Genomic DNA, 15,102 nt, shown 5'->3' with positions numbered 1-15,102 from the left:
TACACAATCTTTTTTACATACTCTGGGGGTGAAATCCCCCTGGGCTACTCACCTTATCGAATAGGCGTTCCCGGTTCTTGTATCTTGTCAAATAGTGCTCGAGCTCCACGAACACTACCGAAACGAGACTTTCATCGCTCCTTTCCGCATGACCCAGATAATACCTGCCCTTGTCAAGAACCTCTGAGCGAAACGCAAAGTCGACTTCTCTCCTAGAATGCGCGCTGAGGATGATAGAGGAAAGATCCTTCACACCAAGAACTGAGGACAATCTGTCAATGTCTTCACCTGCCCGCAAAATCTCATCAAAAAGCGGACTAGATTCATCTAGACCACAGATTTTCTCAAGAATTGTCCTGCCATCATATAACCCGAAGACAAGTTCGAGTTCTCTATTCTCCTTCACTGAAGAATAGGGGCTTTCCGAGTCAAATCCATCTGTGAAGAAACGTAATTCGTCACACATCTATAATCATCCTCCAGCTTTTTGCTCATGCAACTCTGTGCCATCAACCTATTACGCATTGAACGTTTCGGCGTAAATTAGTATAATTCTACTGGCCGGAAAAATCGTAGTTTAGGATGCGATTCGCATGAAAAGGATTCATCAATGGACAACCAAAACAATTACCGTTATGGTCGTCCTGATAATAATAAAATCGTTGATATTTTACGGTTATACTGCAGAGCTTGCAAGAGCATCGATATTGCTTGGAACACTAGCATGGATGTCGTTCTTGATGCTGCTTTTCTGGATTGTTTTCAGGGGAAAGTTCTTCCTGCTCTACTGCATAATCTCGTGTATACTATTCGTAGATTTCATATACTTCCAGTATTTCGGATTTCTACCTTCAGTTAAGGAGCTCATTCATGTAGGCCATGTTGGAGCCGTAAGAGAAAGCATTATGTATGTCCTTAATCCTATTAGCTTTATCTTCATTGTCGACTTGATTCCAACAGGACTGTATCTAAGAAAGAAGACTTTGAGAGCCTCGGAAGGAACAGTAAGAAAACCGGGGTATCCAGATACTCTTGTGACGATAATTCTGCTCATTAGTCTGCTCATCCCTTTCTCGTCAGAGGCTTTGCAGCCTTATTTTGTCTTCAACAGATATGGGGTGTTTGCCTATCACATGTTCGACCTGGTAAGAGCGATTCCAGGAGTTGATAGAGGAATAGAAGTTGATGAAAGGGTCTCTTACGAAGGCTATATCAACAAGATGGCCGATAAGGGAAAATACTTCTCCGTTGCAAAGGATAGGAACGTCATCATGATTCAACTAGAGTCATTTCAGGACTTCTTGGTGGGTTTTGAGTACAATGGGCAGGAAGTAACTCCTAATATAAATAAGATTGTCTCACGTGATTCGATTTACTTCAAGGAGATCTATCAGCAAATAGGTGCTGGCAATACATCTGACTGCGAGTTTGTTGTGCTCAACTCAATGCACGCTCTTGGGGAGGTTTCCGTTTATCAGACAAGAGAAAGCAACAGCTTCTATGCTTTGCCTTCACTAATGAAATCAAAAGGATATCATACAGTTGCATTTCATGGAAACAACGGATGGTTCTGGAACAGAGAGAATATCTACCCTTCATTAGGGTTTTCGGATTTCGTAAGCCTTGAAGACATGGAAAGCGACGAGATCATCGGATTTGGGCTTAGTGATTCCTCTCTTTTCAGACAAACTCTGGAGCATCTAGGGCTTCTTGAGGAACCGTTCTTTGCCTTCATAGTAACGCTTACAAGCCATAATCCATACGATATGCCAGAAGAACTGAGGGGACTGAATTTGCTGCCCGAACATGAAGGCACGCTTTTTGGCAACTATATTCAGTCCGTTCATTACGTGGATGAAGCGCTCGGTCATTTCGTTGAGGGGCTGAAAGAATCAGGTCTCTACGAGGATTCCGTGATCGTCCTTTACGGTGATCATGCGGGTCTATACCCGTTCAACAAGGAAAACAAGGACATACTTACCGAACTCTTGAAAACAGAATACGATTTCACACAGGCTATGAACATACCTCTGATCTTTCACATACCCGGTTCCGAAATCCAGGTAACTAGCTCAACAGTAGGAGGACAGATTGATCTGTTCCCGACACTTCTCAATCTTATGGGAATAGTGGAACGAAATGGGATTCTGTTTGGAAGGGATCTACTAAACATCTCGTTTGGGTTCGCCGCTCTTACCCATTACATCCCCGAGGGATCATTCATAGACGATAATAGGGTCTTCATAATGTCAAGCGATGGAATACTTAAGAACAGCAAAGCAATTGACAGGAAGAGCGGTATAGAGATAGTTCCTTTCAGTTGCCTGGACGGATATAAAGATTCCATACAGCAGATAGCTGCGTCGAAGTATTTCATACTCAACGACTCGATATCGAATCTGACTGGCGCAAAAAGCGCCAAAGAAGACTAGACCCTGAAAGAGGAATAACCAAGAGAGGTCTCGCTTTGTCGCTTTGCATGAAGCACTGTTTTGTTCTGCTGCAGAAGATGTCAAGAGATCTATCGTTTCTCTCTTCTCCCTGAAGAAGTTGATATAACACGGAACTTTATATGTTTTTTCTTGCTTATCTTACGCGCTCCTGGTCGACTTATTCCTTTATGCCTGTGCCGACAAGGCTTTTCACAAAGAGGTTCTGCAGCAAGAAGAAGACCAGTAATGTGGGAATCACAGCAACCATCGTGCCGGCCATAATAATACCCCAATTGTTCGCAGATTCGGCATCAATTAGCATCTTGACTCCGATCTGGACTGTCTTCATCTTATCTTCCATCGTAACTATTAGGGGCCACAGATATATGTTCCAAGAATAAACAAAGTTTATGATTGCCGAGCCCGCAATAACCGATTTAGAAAGAGGCAGAAGAATCTTCAAGAAATACTTGATAGGTCCGGCTCCATCGATTCTTGCAGCATCCTCCAGAGATAGGGGAATCGTCATGAACTGCTGTCTCATCAGAAAAGTGTTTGTTGCGCTGGCCATAAACGGAATAGTAAGGGCCCAATATGTATTCACCCATCCAAATCTGTTCATAAGCGAGAAGAGAGGAACTATCATTATCGTCTCTGCCGGCAGGAACAGCGTTGCAAACAGAAAACCGAAGGCCAGTCCTCTTCCGGTGAACCTAAAGTTTGAAAAGGCGTATCCCGCAAGCGTTCCCGTTACGAGCTTGCCAAGAGTAATCGCTGTTGACACGATTGCGCTGTTCAGAAGAAGGCGTGCAAAAGGAACTGTCTTGAAAGCATCAAAGTAGTTCTTGAAATAAAACGCAGTCGGGAAAAACTTCGGAGGAAAGGAAAAGACACTTTGAGGCGGCTGAAGGCTCATTGTAATAGCCAAGATCACCGGCATGATGAAAATGAAAGAGACCGAAATCAGCACGACTTCAATAATCACTGTATTCAGTAGTTTCCTAGTAGACTTCTTCATAGCCGCACCTCATTGGTAGTGAACTCGCCTTTCTGCAACGGCAAAGTAGATGATAGTAACAACTACCATAATCATGAACATTATTACGCTCTGAGCCGAGGCAGGTCCTCTTTTCTGGAAAGTGAAGGCATCCAGATATAGCCTATAAATCATGTTTGTCGTGTACCCTGCAGGACCTCCTCTTGTCATCACGTCTACTATTGCAAATGAGGAAAACATCGTACTAACAATATTCATAATTACCAGATAGAAAGTTATCGGAGAAACCATGGGGAAGATGATTCTCCAGGTTTTTTTCATCACCCCTGCCCCATCAAGAGTTGCAGCTTCGAGAAGGTCTCCCGAGACGTTTTGAATACTCGCGATATAGAATATCATATTGAAAGGCAGTATCTTCCAGACAGTGGCGAAGAGCAAGGCATAGAATGCATACGGTTTCGAAGTCAACCATTCGACCTGAATTCCGAAAAGCTTCATGAACACATAGTTGACATGACCAACAACCGGGTTGAGAAGGAAGGTCCACAGTGTGCCGGCAATCGCCGGAGAAACAGCATAAGGCGCAAAGAGAAAGGTTCTGTAAAGCTTCGTCCCCGGGACGTTTTGAGTAAGGAGCATAGCAATTATGAAGCCGAGGAATACAGATAGTGTTACAGAAAGCCCAACATAGACCACCGTTAGCTTCACTGAGGAAAGATACTGCTCATTGTTGAAAAGGTTTATGTAATTCTGAATTCCCACAAATGTTGTTTTGTTGCCAAAGGTGGAGACTCTGTAGAGACTCATCCTGAATGCTTCTACTGCAGGATAATAAATGAATAAAACAATAACTAGAAAGGTAGGTACCAGCAGAAGGTATGGTAACCACTTTCGCATTCTACACCTCCAGCATTAAGCGGAGCGGGCAGTCAGCCCGCTCCAACTAAAGAAAAGTATCAGTAGTTAGCTTCGTTATAATCGCGAATTGCCTTTGTTGCACCGTCCTCGGCATATTTTAGCGCCTGTGCAGGTGTCATTTCCCCTGCAATCATCTTCTCGATGGCAGTGGTCACAACCGTCCTGATCTCAGGAAAAGCGCCAGTTATTGCACCGTTTGTATTGTAGCTTTGCACTGAAAGCAGCAGCTGCAGTAACGCCGTTAGGTGATCGGGATAATCACCGTAGTAACCACTTGCAACAAGCTTTTCAACCGAGTCTTTCCTGACTGGGAAGTAGCCGGTCGCCTTGTGCCACTCAATCTGCTGCTCTGTTCCGGCCATGAATTTTATGAATTCCCATGCTGCCCTTGTTTCTGCTTCAGGATGGCCATCAATCAACCACAGACTTCCTCCGCCGATAATCGCTCCTCCGGCCTTTGAGTCTGCCGGTCTAGGCAAGAAAACACTGCCAAGTTCAAATCCGTTTGCCTTTGCAGATTCCATCATAAGAGCTACATCTGAAGTTGAAGTCATGAGCATTGCGGCTTTCTGAGAAATGAACAGGTTTCTTGCTGCAGTCCAATCCTCAAATTTCGTGTTAATCATGGTGCCTTCTTGGGACATGGCATTCCACCATTCAAAAATCGCAAGACCCTCTGGCGTGTTAAACACAGCTGCAGTAGGTCTCCCCGTTCTACCATTGTTCTGATTGATAAGCGGAGCATCTTGAGCTGCCATAAGCTGTTCAAAGAACCAGGAATTCAAAGATACAGTAAAGCCTGCCTGCTCAACATTCCCCGAGGCATCCTTCACAGTTAGCTTTCGCGCCACATCGATGAAGCTCTCGAAAGTCGTTGGTGGATCGTTGGGATTCAAGCCTGCTTTCTCAAAAAGCGTTTTGTTATAAAATACGATGGCATTAGAAGAGTTGAAGGGCATAGAATAAAGCTTGCCGTTCACTCTGTAATAGTTCAGCACCTGAGGCATGAACTTCCCGATGTCAAAGGACGGATCGGCCTCCATCATCTCTTCGATTGGAATTGCGACCTCCCCATCAATCATCATCTGAGTACCAATTTCGAAGACCTGAACTACATGAGGAGCCGTTCCTGCCTGAACACCGGCGATCATCTTGTTCAGAGTGTCTCTGTAGCTTCCAGTGTACTGCACTTCAACCTTGATGTCAGGGTGCAATTTCATAAATGCATCTGCCTGAGACTGCAGAAAGTCAATTCTCCAGCCACCCATTGCATGCCAGAACTGGATTGTTGTTGCAGAAAGTGCGAGTGAGAAGATCAGCACAATCGACAGAAGAAGAAGCTTTCTCAAAAGAACCACCTCCAGAATTGAGTTAGGAACTTAAGCCAAAGCAACTGCTCAGACCAACAAAGAGAAAACCGCCTAGTTTTGATCAGGGCGGTTTTCTCTTTGTCAGTACCACCATGTTTTCATTGTACTACAAAGCTTACAAAAAACAAAACATAGAATTACTCTTCTAGACTATGTGGTTCTTTCGCGGTAGTCTAGGAGGAGCCTGTCGATCTCACCAATCTTTTCACTTTCAGCCTTCCAGAAATCTTGAGACATCGTGCTGTTGAGTTCGTCAACTGTCCTCCCCTGTTGTTCAACCCAGGTATAATACTTCAAATTGTGCCATCTCATGCGGTTCTCCATTGTCCCTTCGAATATCCAGTCCGTCTTTGCTCCAAGGGCAAACGATTCGAACCTGTGCTTTGCTTCATCCCTGGTGAGGCTACCGTAAGTCTTCGTCATGTTCGCCATCACAGAATGATAACGATCCATGTTGTCTGTAGCAATGGTCACGATGTTATCTTTGTCGGTCATTTTGTAGTACTTCGCCATCTTTATCGCACCGACAACATTTGCAACTCCCGAGATACCAAATATGTCTGCCATTGTCTCTACATCTTCTTCCTTCAAAAACTCCTTCAAGAAGCTCTTGCCCTCGCCATCGGTCATAACCTGGAGCAATTTTTTGCATTCGATGTCGTCAAGCGCGACAACGGCATCGTTGTTCATCACATTGTGAATCCAGGTCACGTGTTTGTCTCCGATTCCCTGAATGTCGTGGCCACCATAACCATTGAGCGAAAGAGTCGGACACTGCACAGGCTCACCAGCAACGATTTTGACCTCAGGATACACTTCTTTTATCCTGTCTCCACAAGCTATTGTTCCGGCAGAACCGACGGTTGCAACAACTGCGGAGACCCTGCCGTTACCGAGCCTGAGCTCGTCCATCATCTCCAGAATCGTGTTTCCTGTCACATAATAATGAAATCTGTAATTTCCTAGCTCGTCAAACTGATTGAGAACACGCACTTTTTCTGGATTGGCTGCCTTCAATTCCTTTGCTTTGTCGTAAATCTCCTTCACGTTCGACTCACAACCGGGGGTTGCTATAACTCTCGCACCATACTCTCTAATTATGTCGAATCTCTCAGAGGACATCTCTTCCGGCAGAATTACCACGGAATCGAATTTCATTCTGCATCCGACCCAAGCGCCTCCGATTCCATAGTTCCCCGTGGACGGCCAGACAAGTGTGTGATAAGTTGGATCCACTTCGCCTCTCAAAACCTTTTCCATCAAAATCGAATAAGTCGCTCCCACCTTGTGGCTGCCTGTTGGAAAATCCTTTCCGTACAGGACAACAATATTTGCATCGACTCCTGTAAATTCTTTTGGAAGTACGAAGTAGTAGATCCTGTTTTCAATGTCTCTCCATGAGATGTTAAACAGGTTGATCGGATCCAGGGGATCTTCCTTTCTCATCTTCCAGGCGATCTCTCTCGTTTTTCTGTCGATCTTCTCTGGATGCAGCATTTCTTCAAACGTTGGACCAAGAACAAACTTAGCCATTATAAGCCTCCTTGTTAACTAACTACTGTATTATGAAGAAAAATCACTTTCAGTTAGTCGAAGCACGTACTCAGGAGTAACCGGTACCTGCCTTACTCGCCTTCCTATAGCCATAGAAACAGCGTTAGCAACTGCTGCAGGAACAGGCATAAGTGAGGGCTCACCTATCCCCTTGGCTCCATATGGCCCTTCTGGGAAGGGCTCTTCAACGACATCAATGACCAACTCATGAGGGATTTCGTGGACCGTTGGAATAATGTAAGTGTTGAAATTATCTGAAACGATCCTTCCATCTCTCTGCTTCAAATCCTCGTAAATCGCGTACCCCATCCCCTGAGCGAATCCTCCTTGTATTTGACCAATAACTCCTTCGGGATTTACGGACTTTCCCACGTCATGAGCTGTGAAAGCCTTCAAAACTTTGGTTGAGCCCGTTGCTAAATCGACTTCAACCTGTACAACCTGACTCGCATAAGAGTAGGTAACGTAAGCCTCGCCTATCCCGTTTTCCATGTCAAAACTCAATTTGGGAGTCTCATACCAACCTGTCTCAAACAACTTGACATTTCTCTTGTAGGCCTCTTCGACTATTTCATCGAATCGCATTCTCTTTCCATCTTCATAATAAACAGAGCTGCCTCCAAACTTCACACCGGCGGGGCTGCCACCCGTTATTTCGCAGAATACGCCAACCAATTTCTCTCGCAATGCAATACAGGCACTTCTTACCGCGTTCCCTGAATAGATAGTAGTCCTGGAGGCCACTGTCGGTCCACTGTCAGGGACAAAGGCCGTGTCCGGCTGATGGACAAGGATTTTTCCTATACTCTGACCCAGCTCTTCGGCAGCCATTATCGCGATTACTGTTTTTGCGCCCTGTCCCATTTCCGTTCCACCGATTCTTACTTCTACAGATCCGTCTCTATTAATCAGAACGTGCGCACCGGACTTGTCAAGAGCCTGTCCACCGGCGCCAAGACTTACTCCATAGAAGATGTGAGAAACTCCCACACCTCTCTTAAAATCATCGTGTTCCTTGTTGAACCGCTCTGTCTCCGCCACAAGTCTCTGCCAGTTCGAAGCCTTCTTGACTCTCGATAGAGTCTCCGGTGCTCCGACACTGTTAAGCAGAAGATGATCTGTAGAAGTTCTCGATCCTCTCTTTAGCGTGTTGATTTCTCGGAACTCCATGGGATCGAACCCCATCTGAAAAGCTATATCATCAACCATACTTTCAACTGCAAAGAGAACCTGCGGCGATCCAAAACCCCTGAAAGCTCCGGGCGGAACCTTGTTGGTGTAGACGGCGCAAACATCGACGTCCACATTATCAATCTCGTAAGCTCCGGCTGCATGCACAAGCGTCCTAAACATGACGATTGGTGTGAGCGTGGCATAAGCTCCCATATCCATATAAGCCTTAATCTGCATCGCCTTGATTTTCTTTCCTTCAAGCGCAACTTTATAATAAGACTTAACTGGATGGCGCTTAGAAGTGGTCTGAATATCGATCTCTCTTGAATAAATGAGCTTCGCAGGTCTTCTTAAATTGTATGCAGCTACGGCCGCATAAGAAGCAACGTAAGACGGAACGTCTTCCTTACCTCCAAACGCTCCGCCCGTCTCAGTCTGAATTACTCTGACCCTGCTCATCGGGACACCGAGAACGTGTGACACTGCCCCCTGCACATAGTAAGGGCACTGCATCGATCCGTAAACAGTGAATCCGTAGTCGATATCCGGAACCACAATTACTCCCTGAGGCTCCATATAAGCCTGCTCTTGATAATGGGCATAGAATTCCCCTTCAAAAACGAGTTCTGAGTTCTCGATATAATTCGAGGCATTGCCCTTTCTTATCCTCTTCGACACACCAACGTTCGTATCCTCATGGACCAGAATCTCATTCTTCAAAGCGTCTTCTATTGTCAAAACCGGCTCCAATTCCTGAATCTCAACTTTGACTAGATCCGCGGCTTCTTCGGCAATTCTCTTGCTTTGTGCGGCAACCACAGCTATAACATCACCGTAGAACCTGACCTTTTCCCCTTCCCTGACCAAACACGGCATATCCCTCACCACATCGCCTAGCTGATTCTCACCGGGAATATCCTTCCAGGTGAAGACACCTTCCACACCGGGGAGCCTTATGGCTGCTGAAGCGTCAATCGATTTGAGAATACCGTGTGCTTTCTTCGCAATAACCAGAGCACAATAGACCTGTCTGTCAAAAGAAACATCGGCAGCGAATTTAGCCCGGCCATCGACCTTCTCCAGGGCATCGACCCTCTTGATTCTTCTGCCAACAACTCTCTCTTGTGAATCAGACATCTTCATCCTCCTCAACGAAAAGCGGTACGAAATCGTTCTTCTCTACATCGACGAGACCGAGATTCGTTAGCTTCAACTTGGGAATAACTGAAAGCTGAACAAAAGAGAGCGTCATGAAAAGGTCAGGAAGAATGCTTCCCATTGATTTTGTCGCTTCCTTCAACTCCACCAGTCTCTCAGCCACTTCTCTGCTTGTCAGATCCGACATCAGTCCAGCGATCTTCAGAGGCAGTTCAGATATTATCTTTCCATCTACTACTGCAACAAGACCTCCACCCATGTCAATCACTCTATTGGCGGCAAAAACCATGTCTGAATCACTAACGCCCAAGACTCCCAGATTGTGAGAATCATGACCGACAGATGTTGCCACTGCCCCCTTCTTCAACCCAGATCCCTTCGCAAATGCTACCGACATGGATTTCCCTTCACAATATCTGCAAATAGCGGCGAGCTTCAAAACGTCTTGAGAAGTATCGCTGACTGCCTTTCCTTCCTCTATCTTCGCCTCCACGATGGAGCCTCCTGTAAGAACCTCGCTCCCAAGAAGCTCTATCACCCTAATGAATTTACTTCTGGCTCGGACAGCCAGGTCGCTCTCATTGATTCTCTGGCACTTGAATGTATTCGTTTTTTCCTGCGGAAAGCTTCTGGATATCACATCAGCAACCAATTTTCCATCTCTTGCAACCACCCTGGAGTCTTTGAAAACCATTCTGGGGTTGAAGGACTTGAGGTCATCGACCACTACTAGGTCTGCCTTGTATCCGGGCGCGATGGCCCCCATCGATCTGAGATTGTAATGTCTGGCCGTATTGATAGTCGCCGCTCTTATTGCGATTATCGGATCTATCCCGTGTTTTATGGCCTTTCTAATATTGTGATCGATATGACCCTCCCTGATGATGTCGTCGGGGTGCTTGTCATCGGTACAGAAAGAGACGAACGGATAGGTCTTGTCATTTATGAGTGGAAGAAGCGGAACGAGGTTTCTCTCAACACTGCCCTCTCTCATGAGAATCTGCATTCCTCTTGAAAGCTTCTCACGCGCCTCCTCAACATATGTGCATTCATGCTCCGATCGCACAAAGGCGCAAATGTAAGCATTGAGCGGTTTGCCAAGAACTCCAGGGATATGTCCATCTATCTTCTTGTATTTGTGACGGATCAATTCGATTTTCGCTATTGAATCACGATCACCGTTTATGATATCGGGGAAATTCATCACCTCTCCCAGCCCGAGAACTCTGTTTTGAAACTTCTCCACAAAGCCTATCATATCCATTACACTGATCGTTGCGCCGGAGGTCTCCATTGTCGAAGCAGGGACGGCCGAAGGAATCATGATATACAGATTGACAGGAACGCCTTCCGTAGATCTTATCATGTACTCTATACCGGTAAGCCCCATTACGTTTGCAATCTCGTGAGGGTCTGCTATCGCTGTCGTGGTTCCTCGTGCAAGAATCGTCTTGGAGAATTCGACGGGAGACACCATAGATGATTCTATGTGAAGATGCGCATCAATAAGGCCGGGCACTACAAATGAGCCTTCAAGATCTATAACTTCAACACCTTCTTCGTAATCCCCGATTCCAGCAATTCTCTTCCTGAAGAGAGCAAGATTCGCTTCTTCCACCTCGCCACTGAAAACATTGACCACTTTGCAGTTCTTCAGCAGAACGTCGGCCGGCTTATCACCCCGCGCTACCGGAATAATATCAATGATATTCGTGCCAATCGCCTCCTTTCGAGGAGTTCTCGGATAGGAAAACAAGACCCCCGCATTGCAGGGGTCTCTTTATCATTCAAAAACACTCGTGGCCCTTCTAGTCTTGATCTCTTCAGAAAGCTTCTCGATAAACTTGTCGAGTTCAATGGATCCAAGATCTTTTTCACTTCGCAGTCTTACAGATACGGTGCCGCGCTCTCTTTCTCTATCACCGACTATCAACATATAGGGCACTTTTTGCATCTGAGCATCCCGTATCTTGTAGTTTGTAGATTTCTGCCTGTCATCAACCTCGACTCTGAACCCCTTGTTCTTCAGTTCAGAAGCGACTGACTCGGCGTATTCGATGTGTCTGTCGGCTATGGGGATGACTGCAACCTGGGTCGGAGCAAACCACGTTGGGAAGGCTCCTGCGAAGTGCTCGATAAGTATTCCCATGAATCTCTCAACTGAGCCGTAGATGGCTCTGTGAATCATAACTGGCTGGTATTCCTCGTTGTCGGAGCCCACATACTTGATTCCGAAGCGCTCGGGCATCATGAAATCGAGCTGAATAGTGGCGCACTGCCATTCCCTTCCTAACGAATCCTTTATATGGTAATCGATCTTAGGACCGTAAAACGCCCCATCACCTTCATTGACCTTGAACTCCATATTCTTTGCCTTCAGAGAATCTTCAAGTGCCTTTGTAGCAATATCCCAGAGCTCCACTTCGCCCATGTAATCTTCAGGCCTCGTCGAGAGCTCCGCCCTGTACTCGAAATTGAAAGGCGAGTATATCTTCTCTACGAAGTCGATCACGCCCATGATCTCCTGCTGAATCTGTTCTCTTGTGCAGAATATGTGGGCGTCATCCTGAACGAAGCCTCTTACCCTGAAGAGCCCATGCAGGACACCTGAACGTTCGTATCTGTGGACCTTCCCAAACTCGAAGAGCTTCATCGGAAGATCCCTGTAGCTCACAGACGAGGACTTGTAGACTATGATATGACCGGGACAATTCATTGGCTTTACCGCAAACTGCTGGTCCTCTTTCTCCGTGAAGTACATGTTGTCCCTGTAATGATCCCAGTGCCCTGATGTTCTCCACAGGGCATCCGACATGACCTGTGGCGTACTCACTTCCCTGTAACCGTCCTCTATGTGCTTCTCTCTGGAGAACTGAAGGAGTTGATTCAACACTTCCGTACCTTTCGGAAGGAAAACCGGCATCCCGGGAGCGTATTCGTAATTGATTGTAAACAGACCTAGAGCAGGACCAAGCTTTCTATGGTCCCTCTTCTTCGCTTCTTCTATCATCTTTAGATAAGCTTCGAGATCGCTCTTCTTGGCGAAGGCAGTACCATAAACCCTCTGAAGCATCTTGTTGTTCTCATCGCCTCTCCAGTAGGCCCCGGATACAGATGTAAGCCTGAAATACTTAACCTTGCCCGTCGAAGAAACGTGAGGTCCCCTGCAAAGATCGACAAATTCTCCCTGCTTGTAGAATGTGACGCTATCAGTACCAGTATCCTTTACAAGATCCTCTATCAGCTCTACCTTGTAAGGCTGGCCCTCCTTTTTCATCAGAGCTATTGCATCGCTCACAGGCAGCTCGAACCTCTCCACCGTGAGATCTTCCTTGATTATCTTCTCCATCTCGGATTCGATCTTCGGCAAATCCTCTTCAGTTATTCTAATATCTCCCAGATCTATGTCGTAGTAAAATCCATTCTCAATTGTAGGCCCTATGGCCAGCTTGACTTGATCCTTGCCATAGATCCTCATAACAGCCTGTGCCAAAATATGAGACATCGTGTGCCTAAAGAAGACAGCCGATTCAGGATCTTTGTCGAGAATCAGTCTCACAGAAGCATCCCGTTCAATTGGCCTGTCTGCATCCCAGAACTCATCATTGACAACAGCACCGAAGGTTCGTCTGGCAAGGCCCTCGGAAATGTCACTTGCCAGTTCTGATGGTGTTACGCTTTGCCCGTACTCCTTGATTGTGCCATCGGGCAGCTTTATAGAAATACCCATGATATCCTCCTGATTACGGTATTATCGCCACAGCTTCCATTTCTACCAGCGCATTCTTGGGCAAGTTAGAGACTTCAACGACAGCTCTCGCGGGCTTGTGTTCCTTGAAATACGTCATGTAGATTTCGTTTAGTATCGAGAATTTCCCCATATCTCTAACATAGATGTTCACTTTCACGATATTGTCCAGACTCGACCCGCCGGCGGCGATAACCGCGAATAAATTCTCCAGTGATTGTCTGCATGCTCCTTCGAAATCCGTCACCAGTTCACCGGTCAACGGGTTGAGGGGGATCTGTCCAGAAACAAAGAGGAAACCGCCCGCCGCTATCGCCTGAGAATATGGTCCAACCGCTGCCGGCGCCTTGTCAGTACTGATAACCCTCAACACAGTAACACCTCCTATTTTGGTTAATTATATCATTACAGAATAGATGAAGCGACGCATATGCACTTTCAAAAACGCATTCGTGAAGAGAAACGCTGTAGAATCTATCTGTATATGATTGAAGAGATAAGAGCAAGCAAAGCCCTTACAAAATCAGGTATTCCTTTGACGGATTTCACGGTCAATCCTTATGTTGGATGCACAATCGGCTGCAAGTACTGTTTTGCAAGGTTTATCGGCCCTTTCAAGTACAGCCGCGGCAGATGGGGCAGAGACGTTCAGGTTCGTAAGAATATTGTCTCTCTTCTGAGGAAAGAGATCGCTCACCATCCCAAGCGCGCCGTGTTTCTCAGTACGGCCTGTGATCCATATCAGCATATAGAAGAAAAGTATGCAATCACCCGTGAAATTCTGAGAATACTCATCTCTCACCGAATTCCTGTATTCTTGATGTCAAAGTCCGCTTTGATTAGAAGGGATATTGAACTGCTGAAAGCCTCCGAAGGAGAGGCAAGGGTTTTGATAACGGTCACTACGGACATAGACGCTGTCAGAAAGATCCTTGAACCGGGTTCATCTTCCTTTGAAGAAAGACTCGAGACAATCGACATGCTTACTGCCAGCGGCATCAAGGTCGGAGCTTTTGTCGGTCCGGTTCTCCCCATGAACGCAGCTAGAGTTGCCTTCGAGCTTTCAAAAAGGATCGAAGAAGTACACATAGATCCGATGAACTACATTTTTCAAGTCAGAGACACCTACAGAAAATACGGCTGGCAGAGATGGCTCACTGGCGATGCCTATAAAAATGTTAAAGAAGAATTCTCCAAACTACTCAAGGTCAATTAGCTAGAAAACCAGTCCCGCCGCAATGTAAGGACAGAATTCCATATTTTCGAGTGACGGCGTAAAATCGAGATTCAAACCGCCCTCAAGAAAAAGACCAGAATCAGAAACACCGAAGCCGGCCCTAACTCTGGCTGGAAGATCCCAGCCTTCGATTTTTGCTCCAAGTACGTCAATCACTCCCCTTACCTGAACACCTAAACCGGCTTTTATGAATAGAACAGTAATGGGAAGCTTCAGATTAAGGCCAACATAACTTAAGAACGGATCCGAGAATTCAATCCTTCTTTCTGAAGGCCACACTTGAGCGACAGGAATATCCAGAGAGATTGGCCCGATACAGCCGAGAAGCGAAAGCCTGGCACAGCTAAGGCTGTTTTGATCGGATTGAGTAACATCCACACTCATTCCCAGATCGATCTCCACAGCTATCATAGTGGAAACTAAGACCAAAGAAAGAATCATCAGAAAGAACACCCTCACAGACAACACCCCCAGAAAGAGCCCCTACACAAAATATGCTCTAAAGCTATTATAAA

The 15,102-nt window shown here is 46.0% G+C and carries 12 protein-coding genes; 2 read left to right on the top strand and 10 right to left on the bottom strand.

The window, feature by feature from the left end; translation table 11 throughout:
* Positions 1 to 13: 13 nt before the first annotated feature.
* The gene (locus V512_RS06815; protein WP_099829701.1) at positions 14 to 466 is read right to left on the bottom strand and encodes a hypothetical protein; all 453 of its coding nucleotides are present in this window, start codon (positions 464 to 466) and stop codon (positions 14 to 16) included.
* Between the two features lie 127 nt (positions 467 to 593).
* Between V512_RS06815 and V512_RS06810 the strand changes: the two genes are divergently transcribed.
* Positions 594 to 2,432, top strand: a complete 1,839-nt coding sequence (locus tag V512_RS06810) for an LTA synthase family protein (RefSeq protein ID WP_099829700.1) — start codon at positions 594 to 596, stop codon at positions 2,430 to 2,432.
* Positions 2,433 to 2,610: 178 nt separating this feature from the next.
* Here V512_RS06810 and V512_RS06805 read toward each other — a convergent pair whose 3' ends face one another.
* The 8 genes from V512_RS06805 to V512_RS06770 form a co-directional block, all read right to left on the bottom strand.
* Entirely contained in the window at positions 2,611 to 3,450 is an 840-nt protein-coding gene (locus V512_RS06805) for a carbohydrate ABC transporter permease (protein ID WP_099829699.1), read from the bottom strand.
* A gap of 9 nt (positions 3,451 to 3,459) precedes the next feature.
* Complete coding sequence (locus V512_RS06800) at positions 3,460 to 4,326, bottom strand: sugar ABC transporter permease (protein ID WP_099829698.1); 867 nt, start codon at positions 4,324 to 4,326, stop codon at positions 3,460 to 3,462.
* Between the two features lie 59 nt (positions 4,327 to 4,385).
* A complete protein-coding gene (locus V512_RS06795) occupies positions 4,386 to 5,696 on the bottom strand; it encodes an ABC transporter substrate-binding protein (RefSeq protein ID WP_099829697.1) in 1,311 nt (436 codons plus the stop codon).
* Positions 5,697 to 5,867: 171 nt separating this feature from the next.
* Positions 5,868 to 7,250 (bottom strand): pyridoxal-phosphate dependent enzyme, encoded by a 1,383-nt coding sequence (locus tag V512_RS06790; protein WP_099829696.1) that lies wholly within the window; start codon positions 7,248 to 7,250, stop codon positions 5,868 to 5,870.
* Between the two features lie 30 nt (positions 7,251 to 7,280).
* Complete coding sequence (locus V512_RS06785; RefSeq protein WP_099829695.1) at positions 7,281 to 9,581, bottom strand: xanthine dehydrogenase family protein molybdopterin-binding subunit; 2,301 nt, start codon at positions 9,579 to 9,581, stop codon at positions 7,281 to 7,283.
* Complete coding sequence (gene ade / locus V512_RS06780) at positions 9,574 to 11,322, bottom strand: adenine deaminase (RefSeq protein ID WP_099829705.1); 1,749 nt, start codon at positions 11,320 to 11,322, stop codon at positions 9,574 to 9,576. The genes V512_RS06785 and ade overlap by 8 nt, the downstream gene beginning before the upstream one ends.
* 63 nt (positions 11,323 to 11,385) lie before the next feature.
* Positions 11,386 to 13,332, bottom strand: a complete 1,947-nt coding sequence (gene thrS, locus V512_RS06775) for a threonine--tRNA ligase (RefSeq protein ID WP_099829694.1) — start codon at positions 13,330 to 13,332, stop codon at positions 11,386 to 11,388.
* Between the two features lie 13 nt (positions 13,333 to 13,345).
* A complete protein-coding gene (locus V512_RS06770; protein WP_099829693.1) occupies positions 13,346 to 13,723 on the bottom strand; it encodes a RidA family protein in 378 nt (125 codons plus the stop codon).
* Positions 13,724 to 13,780: 57 nt separating this feature from the next.
* On the opposite strand from V512_RS06770, the gene V512_RS06765 reads away from it, so the two are divergent.
* Positions 13,781 to 14,566 carry a radical SAM protein gene (locus V512_RS06765; protein ID WP_243392293.1) on the top strand — a complete coding sequence of 262 codons (786 nt, stop codon included), beginning with the start codon at positions 13,781 to 13,783 and terminating at the stop codon, positions 14,564 to 14,566.
* On the opposite strand, the gene V512_RS06760 is transcribed toward V512_RS06765, so the two are convergent.
* Entirely contained in the window at positions 14,567 to 15,046 is a 480-nt protein-coding gene (locus V512_RS06760; RefSeq protein ID WP_099829692.1) for a hypothetical protein, read from the bottom strand. It lies immediately after the preceding gene.
* Positions 15,047 to 15,102: the final 56 nt, after the last annotated feature.

This window comes from Mesotoga sp. Brook.08.105.5.1 (assembly GCF_002752635.1).
GTDB lineage: Bacteria > Thermotogota > Thermotogae > Petrotogales > Kosmotogaceae > Mesotoga.
Note: the sequence above shows the minus strand (reverse complement) of the source record. Positions and strands in the feature narration are given on the sequence as shown.